Below are 17106 nucleotides of genomic sequence, written 5' to 3'. Positions count from 1 at the left end.
GTACGCAGGATCATCACCCAGGGCAACAGTTTGCTTGCACACCGCAATGCTTATCTGAGTCGCCCTCGGATGACGCCGCCGCCGGGCGACCCCGAACGGCAGCCCCCCCCTCTCCACGGCGGCCGTTCGGGGCAGCCCGGTCAGGGCCGGTAGGTGCCGAACGACCAGACGTTGCCGGCGAGGTCCCGGGCCGCGTAGTCCCGGGAACCGTAGTCGGTGTCGAACGGCTCCCGGATGATCTCCGCCCCGGCCGCCCGCGCACGGTCGTGGTGGGCGTCCAGGTCGTCGACCGCCACGTAGACGGCGTAGTCGTCGTCGGCCGGCCGGTCCGGTCGACCCCGGCCGGTGCCGAGCATGACGATGCCGTCGCCGAGCGCCAGTTCGGCGTGCGCCACCGTCTGGTCCGGACCGTCGTGCACCGCATGGACCCGGAACCCGAACGCGGCGCAGAGCCAGTCGATCGCCGCCCGCGCGTCGGGGTACCGGAAGGTGGGGTAGATGCTCGTCATGCGTCGAGTGTGCCGGCCGGCGCTCAACCCGGATTGGACGAATGGGAACCCGGCTGACCCAGTGCCGCCGGGGTCGTCCCGGTGAACTCCCGGAACTCCCGGATCAGGTGCGACTGGTCGTAGTACCCCCAACGCGCCGCCAGCTCGGCCCAGCCGTCCGCCGGCCCCGTCCAGTCGTCCGCCGACCTCGTCCGGTCGTCCGCCGGCCCGGCGGGGTCCGGCGGGGCGGACACTGCGTCCTGCCGGCCCAGCGTCGCGTACGCCCGCTGGAAACGCAGCAGGCGGGCGGTCGTCTTCGGGCCCAGCCCCAGCTCCCGGCGGAACCGCGCGGCCAGGTGCCGGCGGCTCCACCCGAGTTCGCCGGCCAACGCGCCGATGCCGATGTGGCCGGCCGAGCCGGCGAGCAGCTCCCAGGCCCGGCCGAGGTGCGGATCGACCGGGTCGGCGTCCGCCAGCCGGGCGTCGAGCGCCGCGTCGAGCAGGGCGAACCGGTGGGGCCAGTCCGGTGCCCCGGCCAGCCGGGCCCGCAACCGGTCGAGCCACGGGTCGGGCAGCCCGTCGACCGCCACCGCCCGGTTGGCCAACTCCCCCAGCGGCACCCCGAGGACCCGGCGGGCCGCCAGCGGGGTGAGCATCAACTGCACCCCCGCACCGGCCCCGGCCGTCGAGGTCGTGCAGTAGCCGTCGTACGGCCCGGCCACGAACGAGTCCACCCGGTACGCGCTGTGTGCCGCCGAGCGCGGGTTCAGCACGTCGAGCGGGGCGCCCCAGCCGAGGATGAGGACCACGAACGCGCCGGCCGACTCGTGCCGGACCAGTGGCGGCGGTGCGCCCCGTCCGGACGCCGCACCGACCGGAACACCCTCCCGGTAGCCCAGGTACCGACCCACGACGGGACCCAGCCGTGCCGCCGGGACCCCGACACACACCTCGTCCAGCACCGGCCCGCCCGTCACTTCACCCCGGCGGCGTCCATCCCCCGCAGTTCCTTCTTGAGGTCGGCAACCTCGTCGCGGATCCGCGCGGCCAGCTCGAACTGCAACTCCCGGGCGGCGGCGAGCATCTGGTCGTTGAGCTCCTGGATGAGCTGTGCCAGGTCGGCCCGGGCCATCCCCTCCCGCGACGGCGTGCCGGCGGTGGCCCGACCGCGACTGCGGGTCTCCTTGACCGGGGCCTTGCCCCGGGACAGTTGCCGGGCGGCCCCGCCGACCCGGGCGCTCTCGGTGTCCTCCGCCTCCCGGTAGATGTCGTCGAGGATGTCGTGGATCTTCTTGCGCAGCGGCTCGGGGCTGATCCCGTGCGCCTCGTTGTGCGCGATCTGCTTGGCCCGGCGACGGTTGGTCTCGTCGATCGCCGACGCCATCGAGGGGGTGATCTTGTCGGCGTACATGTGGACCTGACCCGAGACGTTACGGGCGGCCCGGCCGATGGTCTGGATCAGCGACCGGCCGCTGCGCAGGAAGCCCTCCTTGTCGGCGTCGAGGATCGCCACCAGGGAGACCTCGGGCAGGTCGAGACCCTCCCGCAGCAGGTTGATGCCGACCAGCACGTCGTAGTCGCCCTTGCGCAGCTCGCGCAGCAGCTCCACCCGGCGCAGGGTGTCGACCTCGGAGTGCAGGTAACGCACCCGGATGCCGTTCTCCAGCAGGTAGTCGGACAGGTCCTCGGCCATCTTCTTGGTCAGCGTGGTGACCAGCACCCGCTCGTCGCGCTCGGTGCGCAGCTTGATCTCGTGCATCAGGTCGTCGATCTGCCCCTTGGTCGGTTTGATCACGACCTCCGGGTCGATCAGACCGGTGGGGCGGATGACCTGCTCGACGAACTCGCCCTGGGCCTGCTCCAGCTCCCACGGGCCGGGGGTGGCGGAGAGGAAGACCATCTGGCCGACCCGCTCCAGGAACTCGTCGAAGCGCAGCGGCCGGTTGTCGGCGGCGCTGGGCAGCCGGAACCCGTGGTCGATGAGCATCCGCTTACGCGAGGCGTCGCCCTCGAACATGCCGCCGATCTGCGGGATGGTGACGTGCGACTCGTCGACCACGGTGAGGAAGTCGTCGGGGAAGTAGTCGAGCAGGCAGTGCGGCGGACTGCCGGGCAGCCGGCCGTCGATGTGCATCGAGTAGTTCTCGATGCCGGAGCAGAAGCCGACCTGCCGCATCATCTCCAGGTCGTAGGTGGTGCGCATCCGCAGCCGCTGCGCCTCCAGCAGCTTGCCCTGCCGTTCCAGCTCGGCCAGCCGCTCCCCCAGCTCGGCCTCGATGTCCCGGGTGGCCCGCTCCATCCGCTGCGGGCCGGCCGCGTAGTGGGTGGCCGGGAAGATCAACAGATTGTCGACCTCCTTGACCACGTCGCCGGTGAGCGGGTTGAGGTAGTAGAGCTTCTCCACCTCGTCACCGAACAGCTCGATCCGGACGGCCAGCTCCTCGTATGCCGGGATGATCTCCAGCGTGTCGCCCCGGACCCGGAACGTGCCCCGCTGGAAGGCCATGTCGTTGCGGGTGTACTGGATGTCGACCAGGCGGCGCAGCAACTGGTCGCGGTCGAGTTCCTGCCCGACGACGACCCGCACGGCCCGGTCGAGGTACTCCTCCGGGGTGCCCAGGCCGTAGATGGCCGAGACGGTCGCCACCACGATCGTGTCCCGCCGGGTGAGCAGCGACATGGTCGCCTTGTGCCGCAGCCGCTCGACCTCCTCGTTGATCGAGGAGTCCTTCTCGATGTAGGTGTCGGTCTGCGGGATGTACGCCTCGGGCTGGTAGTAGTCGTAGTAGGAGACGAAATACTCGACCGAGTTGTGCGGGAGCAGCTCGCTGAACTCCTTGGCGAGCTGGGCGGCGAGGGTCTTGTTGGGGGCGAGCACCAGGGTCGGCCGTTGCAGCCGCTCGACCAGCCACGCCGTGGTGGCGCTCTTGCCGGTGCCGGTGGCCCCGAGCAGCACGGTGTTACGATCGCCGCGCCGGACCCGACGCTCAAGATCATCGATGGCAGCCGGTTGGTCGCCGGCCGGTTGGAACTCACTGACGACCTGGAAGCGACCATCGAGCCGGGGAATGTCGAGCGCCATGGTCCCCACGGTACGCCGCAGGTCCGACACTTCCCCGCGATCGCCGGACAGCCGGTGATCAGCTTCGATATTGCCATTGTGGCCCACATCGCAGCCGGCTAGCCTGGACACCGTAGGCCGCTCGCGGCGGCCGACCGCGGCGGTGGCCGGGCCCTCGACAGGCTCCCACCGCCCGGCACCTGGGGTCGCAGCACCCGGACATCACCGGCGTGCGCATCCCGCGTGGTCGCGCCCCTGGCGCAGACCGGCCGCCGCGAGCGCCCCTGCACCTGTCTCCCCCGGCCGCCGGCACCCCCGGGCCGCGTCCCGGCACCCCCGCCGGCGTCACTCCGCCCCGGCCGGCCCGTTCAACCACACGTGGACACCTCGCCCGACCAGCCACCACGCCCACCGGGAGCCGGTCCGGGCCGCCGCCGCGCCGGCCACCACCGCCACGCCGCGGCCCAGGGCCCGGCGGGCCGGCGGCGGATCACCCTGGTCGCCCTGGTCGTGGTCGCCGTCACCGCCGCCGCCACCCTCGTGGCCGGCCTGCTCGCCGGCACACAGGCCCCGACCGCCACGACGCGGGCGCTCACCGACGAGGAGGCCGAGCGGCTCGCCGCCGTCCGGGTCGGCACCTACCGGGACGTCCGGGCCGGCGTACGGGTGGCCGTCGGCACCGGGGCCGGCCGCACCGACCTGGTCGGCTGGGTCGACTGGTCCCGCCCGCTGGCCTACCTCGACGTCGGCGGCCCGGGAGCCGGCCAGGACCGGGGCCTGGTGCAGGCCACCCCGTCGGCGGTGGTGCAGCGCCCCGACCCCGCCGCGATCGTGACCCCGGCCCGGCCACCCCTGGTGCCGCCCGGTGACCGCTGGCGGCTGCGGAACCCGCCACCCGGGCGGGGGGTCGCCGGGGCGCTCACCGTGCTCTTCGCGCTCGCCGCGGACCGGCCCGCACCCGCCGCACCGCTACGTGCCGGTGCCGGCCGGTGGCTCGGCCGGGAGACCCTCGGCGGCGACCCGGTCGACATCCTCCAGGCGGCGCTGTGGCCGCCCCCAGCATCCGCCGCCACCGCATCCACCACCACACCCGTCACCACCACATCCGCCGCCACCGCGCCGGACGGGCGGCCGGCCGACGACGCCGACCCCCGCTGGTGGGTGGACCGCGACGCGCGGCTGCGCCGCTGGTCGGGTCGGCTCACCGACGGCACCCCGATCACGGTGGACCTGGACCGGGTCGACCGGCCGACACCCTGGCCCGTCGACGCGCTCGGCGGTCGGCCCGGACTGCCCCGCGCCGCCACCGACGAGGAGACCGCCCGGCTGGGCCGGCTCGCCACCCGGCTGCGCGCCGGGACCGGGAGCGCGGCAGTCACCGTGTCCGCACCCCTCGGCAGCGCCGCCAACCTGCGCGGCGGCGGCTGGCTGAGCTGGTCGGCCGGCGTCGCCTACCTGTCCGTCGCCGAACTGGACACCCTCGGCCGCCGGACGCTGCGACATCGGGACCGGGCCGGCTTCGCCCGGGCGGACGTACCGGTCGGACCGCACACCGCGGCCGCCGGCCCGTCGGCGACGCCGCCGCTGCCGCTGCCGACCGGGGCCGGCTGGCGGCTCGCGGGCCAGCCGGTCGACGAGTTGGACGCACTGCTCGACGCGGCGGTGCGGGCCGCAGGACCGGCCCCGGACGCCACCACGGTGCACGTCCGCAGCGACCGACGGGCCGGCCGCCCGGTGGACGTGTTCGAGGTACGCCGCCAGGGCCAGCGGCTGCGGTACTGGCTGGACCGTTCCGGCTTCCTGCACCGGTTGGAGCTGCGCACCACCGGCGGGGTGTGGGCACAACTGGAGCTGACCCCCGGCCCCCTGCCGGCGGGGATCGTCCCCGCGCACCGGAAGCCGTCCCCGCCCACGCCGCGCGGTTGACCCGGCAGGACGGTCAGGGCCGCCAGCCGCTCCGCGCCGCCCAGTCCTGCGCCCGCAGGTGTTCCTCGGCGAACCACGGGTCGTGGGCGGTGCCGGACCCTCCGCCGTCCGGTGCCGACGCCGCCAGCTCCCGCTGCACCGCCGGGTACGCCGCCCGTCGATCGGGATCGGCACGCAGGTGGTCACGCATCAGCAGGGCGTGCCGCCAGCCGGCCGAGCCCGCCACCCGCAGGTGCACGGCGACCGGGCGGCCCGGATCGGCGCTGCCGTGCAGCCGCTGCTCCCAGCCCTCGTCACCGCCCCCACCCGTCCCGGCGTCGCGACCCACCCAGCGGGGGCGGTCCCCCCGTACGCCGGGCACCCTCGGGAAGCCGGCGTCGGCGAGCCGGCCCGCCAACGGACCGTCCGCCTCGGCCATCGACGGCACGGTCACCTGCACGTCGATGACGTCCGGCCCGGCCAGCCCGGGGACAGCGGTGGGACCGACATGGTCGATCCGCAGGTCGTCGGGGGCCAGCGCGTGCCGGATCCGGGCGGCGAGCCGGGCGTACTGCTGCGGCCAGGTCGGGTCAGGCGCGGTCGGCACCGCCGGCCGGCCCGGGGCGACCCGCTGTTCCCGCACGTTGCGTTCGTAGGGCACCAGGCGTGCCGACCAGAGGGCGTCCACGGCGGCGTGCAGCTCGTCGAGGCCGCCGTCGTTGTCGAGCACCACGTCGGCCGCCGCGCCACGACGGGCGTCGTCGGCCTGCGCGGCGATCCGCCGCTCGGCCTCCGCACGGCTCATCCCCCGGGTCCGCGTCAACCGCTCCAGCCGGGTGGCCACGGCCGTCCGCACCACCACCACCAGGTGGTACGTCGGCGCGAGCCCCACCTCCACCAGCAGCGGTACGTCGTTGACCACCACCGCGTCGGCGGGTGCCGCGGCGAACAGCTCGGCGGAGCGGGCGCGTACCCGGGGGTGGGTGATCTCCTCAAGCCGGCGACGGGCGGTCACGTCGGCGAAGACCAGCGCGCCCAGCGCCGCCCGGTCCAGTGCCCCGTCGGCGGTCAGCACCCGGTCGGAGAAGGCGGCGACGATCGCGGCCAGCCCCTCGGTGCCCGGTGCCACCACCTCCCGGGCTATCCGGTCGGAGTCGACGATCACCGCGCCCCGCTCGGCCAGCCGGGCCGCCACGGCGCTCTTGCCGGACCCGATGCCACCGGTCAACCCCACCCTCAGCACCGACCCAGTCAACCGGATCGCCGCCCACCCCACCACACCGCCCCACCCGACACCACCACGCCGAACCGGCCCGGTGCGCCCGGGGTCGTTCCGCCCGGGGCCGCCCCGCCCGGCTCGCCCGCCCGGGTCGTCGCGCACAGTCGGCCAGGTAGCGGTATCCGGCACCGGTGAGACCGCAATATCGCCACCCCTGAGTCGATCATCCCCGTCGCGGGACGGGAGCGGAGACACCCGGACAGCACGGAGCCCCGTCCCCGGTCCGCGTGGCGGATCGGGGACGGGGCTCCGGTGTGTCAGCGGCTACCCGCGCCCGGGTACGACGTCAGACGTCGTACCCGGTGGGAGCCAGCCTCCGGCTCACTTGCCGCCGGCGAGCTTCTCCCGCAGCGCGGCGAGCGCCTCGTCGGTGGCCAGGGTGCCGGCCGGCTCCTCGGCCTGCCGGCTCGGGGCCGACGAGCTGGTCGAGGTGGTGGTGCCACCGGTGGCGACCGGCGGGGCCGGGTTCGCAGCGGCCTCGGCGTCGGCGGCCCGGGAGGTCTGCACCTGCTTGGTGTGGGCCTCCCAGCGCTGACGCGCCTCGGCGTACTGGTTCTCCCAGGTCTCGCGCTGCTTGTCGTACCCCTCGAGCCACTCGCCCGTCTCCGGGTCGAAGCCCTCCGGGTAGATGTAGTTGCCCTCGTTGTCGTACGTCGCAGCCATGCCGTAGAGGGTCGGGTCGAAGTGCTCCTCGCCCTCGACGAAGCCCTCGTTGGCCTGCTTGAGCGACAGCGAGATCCGGCGACGCTCCAGGTCGATGTCGATGACCTTGACCATGACCTCGGAGCCCACCTGGACGACCTGCTCCGGGATCTCCACGTGGCGCTCGGCCAGCTCGGAGATGTGGACCAGGCCCTCGATGCCGTCGTCGACCCGGACGAACGCGCCGAACGGGACCAGCTTGGTGACCTTACCCGGCACGATCTGCTGGATCGCGTGGGTGCGGGCGAACTGCCGCCACGGGTCCTCCTGGGTCGCCTTCAGCGACAGCGAGACCCGCTCGCGGTCCAGGTCGACGTCCAGGACCTCGACCTCGACCTCCTGGCCCACCTCGACGACCTCGGACGGGTGGTCGATGTGCTTCCAGGACAGCTCGGAGACGTGCACCAGGCCGTCCACGCCGCCCAGGTCGACGAACGCGCCGAAGTTGACGATCGAGGAGACGACGCCCTTGCGGACCTGCCCCTTCTGGAGCTTGTTGAGGAACTCGGTGCGCACCTCGGACTGCGTCTGCTCCAGCCAGGCCCGGCGGGACAGGACCACGTTGTTGCGGTTCTTGTCCAGCTCGATGATCTTGGCTTCGAGCTCACGGCCGACGTACGGCTGCAGGTCACGCACCCGCCGCATCTCGACCAGCGACGCGGGCAGGAAGCCGCGCAGGCCGATGTCGAGGATGAGACCACCCTTGACGACCTCGATGACCGAGCCGCGGACGACACCGTCCTCGTCCTTGATCTTCTCGATCGTGCCCCAGGCCCGCTCGTACTGCGCCCGCTTCTTGGAGAGGATCAGCCGACCCTCCTTGTCCTCCTTCTGGAGGACCAGGGCCTCGATGTGGTCACCGACCGAGACGACCTCGGCGGGGTCCACGTCGTGCTTGATCGACAACTCCCGCGAGGGGATGACACCCTCGGTCTTGTAGCCGATGTCGAGCAGGACCTCGTCCCGATCGACCTTGACGACGGTGCCTTCGACAATGTCGCCGTCGTTGAAGTACTTGATGGTCTCGTCGATCGCGGCGAGGAAAGCCTCCTCGGAACCGAGATCGTCGTGGGTGACCCGGGTGGCGCTCGAGGGGGCCTCGATGCTGCTCGTCATGTGGGCGGTTGCTCCGGTCGGATGGGTTGTCACAGCAGGCGTGGTGTCGCAGTGACCCGTTCGCGCCAGCGGATCCGCCACCGTCCCCACCTGACGATCGCCAGAAGAGGATCATCGGTGCTCCGGTGACCGCGCACCTGCTCCCTGCCGAGGTACACGATCCACGAGCGCATCGTCTAGCCTACCCGCTGCATTACCACAGCGTGCAAGCCCTCCCGGGTCCTCACGACCTCGTCTGCTGCGAAAGCGGAGATTTCGGTGGGAAAGCACCTCCGGTGTCTCATCCGTCACATCCACCCCACGGGACCGACAGCGTACGGCCGCGCGCCGCGCCGCGCACGGCGGGGTCCGGCGGACGGCACCACCGCAGGGCCTAGCGTGAACGGGTGGACGACGACGAGCGGGTGATCCGACGCCGGGTGGGCGACACCGAGGCACGACGGGCCAACCGCGGCTGGTGGGACGCCGATGCCGACGACTACCAGGCCGAGCACGGCGCATTCCTGGGCGAGGTGGACTTCCGCTGGTGCCCGGAGGGGCTGCGCGAGTCCGAGGCGCGGCTGCTCGGCGAGCTGGCCGGGCGGCGGGTGCTGGAGGTCGGCTGCGGCGCGGCGTCCTGCGCCCGCTGGCTGGCCACCCAGGGGGCCGAGCCGGTCGCCTTCGACCTCTCCGCCGGCATGCTGCGGCACGCCGCCCGCGCCGCCGGCACCAGCGGGGTACGCGTGCCGCTGGTGCAGGCCGACGCGCTGGCCCTGCCGTTCGCCGGGGCGTCGTTCGACATCGCCTGCACGGCGTTCGGGGCGATCCCGTTCGTCGCCGACTCGGCCGCCCTGATGGCCGAGGTGCACCGGGTGCTGCGCCCCGGCGGACGCTGGGTGTTCTCGGTGACCCACCCGATGCGCTGGGTCTTCCTCGACGACCCCGGTGAGGGCGGGCTGACCGCCGTGCACTCGTACTTCGACCGCTCCCCCTACGTCGAGCAGGACGAGCGGGGGGTGGCCAGCTACGTGGAGCAGCACCGGACCCTCGGCGACCGGATCCGCGAACTGGTCGGTGCCGGCTTCCGCCTGGTCGACCTGGTGGAGCCGGAGTGGCCGGCCGGCCACCGGGAGACCTGGGGGCAGTGGAGCCCGCTGCGCGGGCGGCTCTTCCCCGGCACCGCCATCTTCGTCACCGAGAAACCGGCCGCCACCTGACCAGACAGGCACCTGACCGGCCGGCGTTCCACTGCACCGAACGGCCACCGTCGCACCGCTGGTGCGCCCTGACGCCCCGTTCCCGGCGGTAAGCTGCCGTCATGAGCGCCGAGCCCATCCCGACATCACCTGGCCCCTGGTGTCCGGACCCGATGCGGCAGCAGCGTGCCGACTACACGCTGGAGGATCTGCTCGCCCTGCCGGACGACGCCCCCCGCGTCGAACTCGTCGACGGAGTGATCCAGGTGACACCCTCCCCCACCCTGGGCCATCAGAACATCTCCAGCCTGCTGTGGTTGTGGCTGCACAGCCGGGTGCCCGACCGTCTGCGGGTCGCCCAGGCGGTCGGGGTCGGGTTGAGCCCCAACACCAGCCGTCAGCCGGACGTGCTGCTCTACCGGGCCGAGGTGCCGGCCGACCGGTTCCGCCTGCGCCCTTCCGACGTCGTGCTCGCGGTGGAGATCGTCTCGCCCGGCACCCGACGGGTGGACCGGTTCGCCAAACCCGGTGAGTACGCTGCCGCCGGCATCCCGTTCTACTGGCGCGTCGAGCAGGACCCGGTGCACCTCTACGCGTACCGGATCGGCGATCGGGTCGGCCCCGGCGGGGAGCGGCAGTACGAGTTGGTCGCCGACAGCGCCGAGCTGATCGAGCTGACCGAACCGTTCGACATCAAGCTGCCGATCGCCGAGATCACCCCGTAGCCCGGCCCGGTGGCCGTCGGGCCGGTGTTTCCGGGCAGCGCCCGTTTCCGGGGAGCGTCGCCGGGTACCCGGCGGCCATGGCCGAGCAGCGGTTTCGACAGGGTGACCACGCCTCCCGTGCCAGTCACAGCGGTCGCGCTCCCCGGGCCGGAGGTGTTGCGCCGTGAGCCGCGCTGACGACCCGCAGCAGACCTACCGGGAGTTCACCGAGGCGGTGAACATGAAACCCGGGGAGCTGTCGTCCTGGTTGCAGACGCCCGAGTCCAAACAGGTCGGCTGGCACAAGGGTGGCCGGTCCGGTGGCGGCGAGTCGGTGGGGCACTCGTCGGGCCGCCGGATCGTCGACCTGCTACGCCGTAAGCGGGCCGAGTTGTCCGCCGCCGACTACCGGCACATGCGCACGGTGATCGGCTACGTGCACCGGCACCTGGCGCAGCGACCGGCCGGCGACGTCCGGGACACGAAGTGGCGCTGGTCGCTGATGAACTGGGGTCACGACCCGCTGCGCTGACGTGCGGGGTGGGGTCAGGCCGTGGTGGCGAAGTCGACGTCCTTCGTCGCGACCGTGCCCGCCGTGCGCCCCGGGGCCTCCTGGTGCGTCCAGTAGAGGTTGGTGTGCGCGACGACCTGCTCGGGTGGCGGCGCGCCCCACCGCGTGCGGTCCTGGGTGGTGTGGGCGTCGCTGACCAGCGTGGTGTCGTAGCCCCGGACGAACGCGCCGTGCAGGGTCGACCGGACGCAGGCGTCGGTCTGCGCACCGACCACCAGGAGCCGCCCGACGCGCAGCCCGGCCAGCACCGACTCCAGCTCGGTGTCCTCGAAGGAGTCGCCGTAGAGCTTCTCGACAAGCGGTTCGGCGTCGGCCGGGACCAGCTCGGGGACGATCCGCCAGTCGTCCCCGCCCCGGACGAGGCGGGCGTCGGAGTGCTGCACCCAGACGACGGGCACCCCCTCCTGGCGGGCCCGCCGCACCAGGTCGGCCACGTTGGCGACCACGTCGTCACGCCGGTACGCCCCGGCGACGACCCCGTTCTGCACGTCGACGACGAGTAGTGCGGGGTGCGGTCGGTCGGCGAGTGTGCTCATGGCTCCCCCTGGTCGGGCCGGTGCGGTGGAGTGCGGAGGCTGGCTAGTGGTCGGCGCTGTTCCAGTCCCGGCCGACGCCGACGGAGACCTCCAGCGGCACTGACAGCGGGTACGCCGCCCCCATCTCCTGCCGGACCAGCGTCTCCAACGCCTCCCGCTCGTCGGGGGCGACCTCGAAGACCAGCTCGTCGTGCACCTGGAGCAGCATCCGGGACCGCAGCCCGGCGTCGCGCAGCGCGGTGTCGACGCGCAGCATGGCGACCTTGATGATGTCGGCCGCCGAGCCCTGGATGGGGGCGTTGAGCGCCATCCGCTCGGCCATGTCCCGGCGCTGCCGGTTGTCGCTGACCAGGTCGGGCAGGTAGCGGCGGCGACCCAGGACGGTGGAGGTGTAGCCGTCCTGGCGGGCGCGGGCCACCACCTCGTGCAGGTAGTCGCGCACCCCGCCGAAGCCGGCGAAGTAGTTCTCCATCAGCCCCCGGGCCTCGTCGGCGGTGATGCCGAGCTGCTGGGACAGGCCGAAGGCGCTCAGGCCGTACGCCAGGCCGTAGTTCATCGCCTTGATCTTGCGACGCTGGTCGGCGGTGACCTCGCCGACCCCGACGGCGAAGACCGACGACGCGGTCGCGGCGTGGAAGTCGTGGCCGGAGTTGAACGCCTCGATCAGCGCCTCGTCCAACGACAGGTGCGCCATGATCCGCATCTCGATCTGGCTGTAGTCGGCGGTGAGTAGGGTCTGGTAGCCGTCGCCCACCACGAACGCCCGGCGGATGCGCCGGCCCTCCTCGGTGCGGATCGGGATGTTCTGGAGGTTGGGGTCGGTGGAGGAGAGCCGACCGGTGGCCGCCACGGTCTGCTTGAACGTGGTGTGGATGCGCCCGTCGTCGGCGACCGACTTGAGCAGGCCGTCGACGGTGGTCTTGAGCTTCGCCACGTCCCGGTGGCGCAGCAGGTGCTCCAGCACCGGGTGCGGGTTCTGGGCGTAGAGCCACTGGAGCGCGTCGGCGTCGGTGGTGTAACCGGTCTTGATCTTCTTGGTCTTGGGCAGCCCCAGCTCCCCGAAGAGCAGCTCCTGGAGCTGCTTGGGCGAGCCGAGGTTGAACTCCCGCCCCACGGCGGCGTACGCGCCCTGGGCGGCGGACTTCACCTCGCCCGCGAAGTGCGCCTCCAACTCCTGGAGGTAGTCCAGGTCGGCGCCGATGCCGACACGCTGCATCCCGGCCAGCACCTCGGACAGGGGCAGCTCCACCTCGGCCATCAGCCGGGCGGACTGCTCACCGTCGCGGGACAGCTCGGCGTCGATCGCGTCGGCCAGGTCGAGGGTGGCCCGCGCCTGGAGCATCAGGTTCTGTTCGGCCTCGCCGTCGTCGCCGAGCCCGTCGAAGGTGAGCTGACCGGTCTCCGGCGCGTCGACCCGCAGCTCGCGGTGCAGGTAGCGCAGCGCCAGGTCGGTCAGGTCGTAGGAGCGCTGGTCGGGACGGGCCAGGTAGGCGGCCAGCTCGGTGTCCCGGGCGACGCCGGCCAGGGACCAGCCCCGCGCGGCGAACGCCAGCCGGGCGTGCTTGCTGTCGTGCAGCACCTTGGGCTGCCCGGGGTCGGCCAGCCAGTCGGCCAGGGCCCGTTCGTCGGCCTCGGCCAGCGACGCCGGGTCGAGCCACGCGGCCGGACCGCTGGCCAGCGCGAGGGCCAGCGCTTCGAGCTGCGGCTCGTAGCGCTCGCGGGGGTCCTTCGGCTTGGCCGGGGTCTTCACCGCGACGCCGACCTGGGTGCCGGCGGAGACGTGCGCGGCCAGCCAGTCGACGAGCGCGCCGGACTCGGTGAGCCGTTCGCCGGCCAGGTCGAAGCCGGCCTCGGCCTCCGGCTCCACCGCCTCCAGGTACTGGTACAGCCGGTCGCGCAGGATCCGGAACTGGAGGGTGTCGAAGACCTGGTGCACGGCCTCCCGGTCCCAGCCCTGCCAGCGGGCGTCCTCGGGGCGGATCGGCAGCTCCAGGTCGGAGACCAGGCAGTTGATCTCGTAGTTGCGGATCACGTCGGCGAGCCGCTCGCGCAGGCTGTCGCCGGCCTTGCCCTTGATCTCGTCGGCATGGGCGATCACGCCCTCGACCCCGCCGTAGGTGTTGATCCACTTGGCGGCCGTCTTCGGGCCGACGCCGGGGATGCCGGGCAGGTTGTCGCTGGTCTCGCCGACGAGGGCGGCCAGGTCGCGGTAGCGCTGCGGGCCGACGCCGTACTTCGCCTCGATCGCCGCCGGGTCCATCCGGGCCAGGTCGGAGACGCCCTTGCGCGGGTAGAGCACGGTCACGGCCTCGCCGACGAGCTGGAAGGCGTCCCGGTCGCCGGTGCTGATCAGCACCTGCATGCCCTGGTCGCGGGCCTGGCAGGCGAGGGTGGCGATGACGTCGTCGGCCTCGTAGCCCTCCCGCTCGACGACCGGGATGCGCAGCGCGTCGAGGACCTCCTTGACCAGGCTGACCTGGCCCTTGAAGTCGGCCGGGGTCTCGCTGCGGCCGGCCTTGTACTCCGCGTACTTCTCGGTGCGGAAGGAGCGGCGGGAGACGTCGAAGGCGACCACGATGTGGGTGGGCTGCTCGTCGCGGAGCACGTTGATCAGCATCGAGGTGAAGCCGTAGACCGCGTTGGTCGGCTGCCCGGTCGTGGTGGAGAAGTTCTCCACCGGCAGGGCGAAGAACGCCCGGTATGCCAGGGAATGTCCGTCGACGAGGAGCAGGCGCGGCGTCGTAGCTGTCACGGCAGCGACTCTAGTCCGTGCCCCCGACAACCCCCGGCGGCGGCACGGCCGACGCCGGGGGTGGCCCGGGTCTCAGAGCACCTTGGCGAGGAACGTCCTGGTCCGCTCGTGCCGCGGGTTGGCGATCACCTCGCGCGGGTCGCCGGACTCGACGACCACGCCGCCGTCCATGAAGACCAGCGTGTCGCCGACCTCCCGGGCGAAACCGATCTCGTGGGTCACCACGATCATGGTCATCCCGTCCCGGGCCAGGTCCTTCATCACGTCCAGGACCTCGCCGACCAGCTCCGGGTCGAGCGCGCTGGTCGGCTCGTCGAAGAGCATCAGCTTCGGCCGCATCGCCAACGCGCGGGCGATCGCCACCCGCTGCTGCTGCCCGCCGGAGAGCTGACCGGGGTACGCGCCGAGCTTGTCGCCCAACCCCACCCGCTCCAGCAGCTGCGCGGCCCGTTCCCGGGCCGCCGCCTTCTTCTCCCGGCCCAGCAGCACCGGGGCCTCGGTCACGTTGCCCAGCACCGTCATGTGCGGGAAGAGGTTGAACCGCTGGAACACCATGCCTATCGAACGGCGCTGCGCGGCCACCTCCTTCTCCCGCATCTCGTGCAGCCGGCCGCCGCGTTCCCGGTAGCCGATCAGCTCGCCGTCCACCCGGATCGACCCGGCGTTGATCTTCTCCAGGTGGTTGATGCAGCGCAGGAAGGTCGACTTGCCGGAACCGGACGGCCCCAGCAGGCAGCACACCTCGCCCGACCGGACCTGAAGGTCGATGCCCTTGAGCACCTCCAGCGACCCGAACGACTTGTGCACCTGCTCGGCCCGGACCATCAGCCCGGACCCGTCGGCCGGGGCACCGGCCCGCGACTCGGCGGCCGGCGCGCCCGGCTGGCCGGGAATCAGCTCGCTCATGCCTGACCCACCGTCCCCGACGAGTTGCCGCCACCACCGGTCTCCGCCGCCATCGCGCGCAACCGCAGCCGCGCCCGGCCGGCCGGGCCGTAACCCTTGCCGAAGTGCCGCTCCAGGAAGTACTGCCCGACCAGCAGGATGCTGGTCAGGAAGAGGTACCACAGGCAGGCGGCCACGTACATCGGGAAGATCTGGAAGGTCCGCTTGCCGACCGCGTCGAGCTGGAAGAACAGCTCCACGCTCACCGGCACGTAGAGCAGTAGCGAGGTGTCCTTGAGCATCGCGATGGTCTCGTTGCCGGTCGGCGGGATGATCACCCGCATCGCCTGCGGCAGCACCACCCGGCGCAGCAGTTGGCCCCGGCTCATGCCCAACGCCTGGGCGGCCTCGGTCTGCCCCTCGTCGACCGACTGGATGCCGGCCCGGACGATCTCGGCCATGTAGGCCGCCTCGGACAGCGCCAACCCCAGCAGGCCGGCCATGAAGCCGGTGAGGATGTCCCGGGAGGAGAAACCGAACAGCCGCAGTTGCAGGTTGTCGATGCCGAAGAGCTGACCGAGCTGGGTGTCGAACGGCACCCCGAACTCGATCCGGCTCCACAGGATGCCGATGTTGCCGAAGACCGCCAACAGCACCAGCCGGGGCACCGCCCGGAAGAACCAGGTGTAGAGCCAGGCGACCCCGCGCAGGATCGGATTGTCCGACAGCCGCATCACCGCGACCACCACGCCCAGCGTGACGCCGATGAGCATCGCGCTCACCGTCATCAGCACCGTGCCGCGCAGCAACCCCTCGATGATCGGCGGACGGAACATCTTGTCCACCATGAACGACCAGTTGAAGGCGTCGTTGGTGACCAGCAGGTGGACGAACATGGCGACCAGCACGGCCAGCACGGCGACCGCGACCCAGCGCCCCGGGTGCCGTACGGGCACGGCGCGGAGAGGCTCCGGCCGCGCCCGTACGGTGGAAGTGTCGTGGGATTCCATGACCTGTTACGGGTTGATCGCGGGGTCCGTGATCGCGCCGTCCGCCACCTTCCACTTGTCCAGCACGGCCTTGTACGACCCGTCGGCGATCAGCGCCTTGGTCGCGTCCCGGACCGCCTCGGCGAACGCCGCCTGGTCCTTGCCGACCACGTAGCCGTACGGGGCCGCCTCGTACTGCTTGTCGAGCAGTTCGAGGGCGTCGTTGGACTGGGTCACCGCGTACACCCCGACCGGGTAGTCGGCGAGCATCGCGTCGTCCTTGCCGGAGACCACCGCGGCGGTCGCGGCGTCCTGACCGGGGAACTGCTCGACGGTGATCGCCGGCTTGCCGGCGTCGGTGCAGGTCTTGGAGCGCTTCTGGATGTCCTCGACCTGGACGGTGTCCTTCTGCACGGCGATCTTCTTGCCGCAGGCGTCGTCGATCTTGACGCCGGCCGGGTTGCCCTTCTTGGTCACCCACTGGGTGCCGACCTGGAAGTAGCTGACCATGTTGGCCTGCTGCTTGCGCTCGTCGTTGATGGTGAACGACGAGACGCCGACCTCGTACTTGCCGCTGCCGACGCCGGAGATGATGTCGCCGAACGGCGCGGAGACGAACTCCGCCTTGAGGCCGAGCTTGGCCGCCACGGCGGTGAACAGCTCGACGTCGAAGCCGATCACCGTCTTGCCGTCGGCGTCGAGGAACTCCGCCGGGGCGTACGTCGAGTCGGTGCCCACGACGATCTTGCCGTCGGCCTTGACGGCCGCGGGGACCTTGTCGGCCAGCGAGGTGTCGGCCGACGCGCTGACCGACGGGCCGCCGCCGGGCTGCTCGGTGCTCTCCTCCTCGCCGCAGGCGGCGAGGGAGAGCAGCAGGGCGGTCGCGCCGGCGACGCCGAACGCCGCCCGCCGACCAGGGGTGAGGTGGAACATGGCAGTACTC

At 72.3% G+C, this 17106-nt stretch carries 13 protein-coding genes and 1 pseudogene; 4 read left to right on the top strand and 10 right to left on the bottom strand.

What is annotated here, in order from left to right:
- Positions 1–140: 140 nt before the first annotated feature.
- The 3 genes from JQX11_RS17635 to uvrB all read right to left on the bottom strand — a co-directional run bounded on the left by JQX11_RS17635 (position 141) and on the right by uvrB (position 3570).
- Positions 141–509, bottom strand: a complete 369-nt coding sequence (locus JQX11_RS17635) for a VOC family protein (protein WP_204926057.1) — start codon at positions 507–509, stop codon at positions 141–143.
- A gap of 23 nt (positions 510–532) precedes the next feature.
- On the bottom strand, positions 533–1399 hold the full coding sequence (locus tag JQX11_RS17630; RefSeq protein ID WP_307826227.1) for a helix-turn-helix domain-containing protein: 867 nt from the start codon (positions 1397–1399) through the stop codon (positions 533–535).
- 62 nt (positions 1400–1461) lie between these two features.
- A complete protein-coding gene (uvrB, locus tag JQX11_RS17625) occupies positions 1462–3570 on the bottom strand; it encodes an excinuclease ABC subunit UvrB (RefSeq protein ID WP_204926056.1) in 2109 nt (702 codons plus the stop codon).
- Positions 3571–3927: 357 nt separating this feature from the next.
- On the opposite strand from uvrB, the gene JQX11_RS17620 reads away from it, so the two are divergent.
- Positions 3928–5475, top strand: a complete 1548-nt coding sequence (locus tag JQX11_RS17620; protein ID WP_204926055.1) for an amino acid adenylation domain-containing protein — start codon at positions 3928–3930, stop codon at positions 5473–5475.
- 13 nt (positions 5476–5488) lie between these two features.
- Here the strand turns inward: JQX11_RS17620 and coaE are convergent, their stop codons facing one another.
- Both coaE and rpsA read right to left on the bottom strand, forming a co-directional pair.
- Positions 5489–6697 (bottom strand): dephospho-CoA kinase, encoded by a 1209-nt coding sequence (gene coaE / locus JQX11_RS17615; RefSeq protein ID WP_204926054.1) that lies wholly within the window; start codon positions 6695–6697, stop codon positions 5489–5491.
- Positions 6698–7054: 357 nt separating this feature from the next.
- On the bottom strand, positions 7055–8551 hold the full coding sequence (gene rpsA / locus JQX11_RS17610) for a 30S ribosomal protein S1 (RefSeq protein WP_088643126.1): 1497 nt from the start codon (positions 8549–8551) through the stop codon (positions 7055–7057).
- Positions 8552–8937: 386 nt separating this feature from the next.
- On the opposite strand from rpsA, the gene JQX11_RS17605 reads away from it, so the two are divergent.
- From JQX11_RS17605 to JQX11_RS17595, 3 genes and pseudogenes are all read left to right on the top strand, one after another.
- On the top strand, positions 8938–9747 hold the full coding sequence (locus JQX11_RS17605; protein ID WP_204926053.1) for a class I SAM-dependent methyltransferase: 810 nt from the start codon (positions 8938–8940) through the stop codon (positions 9745–9747).
- Between the two features lie 152 nt (positions 9748–9899).
- Complete coding sequence (locus JQX11_RS17600; RefSeq protein ID WP_204926052.1) at positions 9900–10451, top strand: Uma2 family endonuclease; 552 nt, start codon at positions 9900–9902, stop codon at positions 10449–10451.
- Positions 10452–10614: 163 nt separating this feature from the next.
- A pseudogene (locus JQX11_RS17595) lies at positions 10615–10959 on the top strand (DUF3140 domain-containing protein); the annotation flags it as partial.
- Positions 10960–10976: 17 nt separating this feature from the next.
- On the opposite strand, the gene JQX11_RS17590 reads toward JQX11_RS17595, so the two are convergent.
- The 5 genes from JQX11_RS17590 to JQX11_RS17570 all read right to left on the bottom strand — a co-directional run bounded on the left by JQX11_RS17590 (position 10977) and on the right by JQX11_RS17570 (position 17096).
- On the bottom strand, positions 10977–11537 hold the full coding sequence (locus JQX11_RS17590) for an isochorismatase family protein (protein ID WP_204926050.1): 561 nt from the start codon (positions 11535–11537) through the stop codon (positions 10977–10979).
- Positions 11538–11580: 43 nt separating this feature from the next.
- Positions 11581–14289 carry a DNA polymerase I gene (polA, locus tag JQX11_RS17585; protein WP_204926049.1) on the bottom strand — a complete coding sequence of 903 codons (2709 nt, stop codon included), beginning with the start codon at positions 14287–14289 and terminating at the stop codon, positions 11581–11583.
- 72 nt (positions 14290–14361) lie between these two features.
- Entirely contained in the window at positions 14362–15195 is an 834-nt protein-coding gene (locus JQX11_RS17580) for an amino acid ABC transporter ATP-binding protein (RefSeq protein ID WP_443673943.1), read from the bottom strand.
- Positions 15192–16184: an amino acid ABC transporter permease gene (locus JQX11_RS17575; protein ID WP_204926048.1), complete on the bottom strand. Its 993-nt coding sequence runs from the start codon at positions 16182–16184 to the stop codon at positions 15192–15194. The genes JQX11_RS17580 and JQX11_RS17575 overlap by 4 nt, the downstream gene beginning before the upstream one ends.
- A gap of 6 nt (positions 16185–16190) precedes the next feature.
- Complete coding sequence (locus JQX11_RS17570) at positions 16191–17096, bottom strand: ABC transporter substrate-binding protein (protein ID WP_204926047.1); 906 nt, start codon at positions 17094–17096, stop codon at positions 16191–16193.
- Between the last annotated feature and the right edge of the window lie 10 nt (positions 17097–17106).

Source organism: Micromonospora humida (assembly GCF_016901255.1).
In the GTDB taxonomy this organism is placed as follows: domain Bacteria; phylum Actinomycetota; class Actinomycetes; order Mycobacteriales; family Micromonosporaceae; genus Micromonospora; species Micromonospora wenchangensis.
Note: the sequence above shows the minus strand (reverse complement) of the source record. Positions and strands in the feature narration are given on the sequence as shown.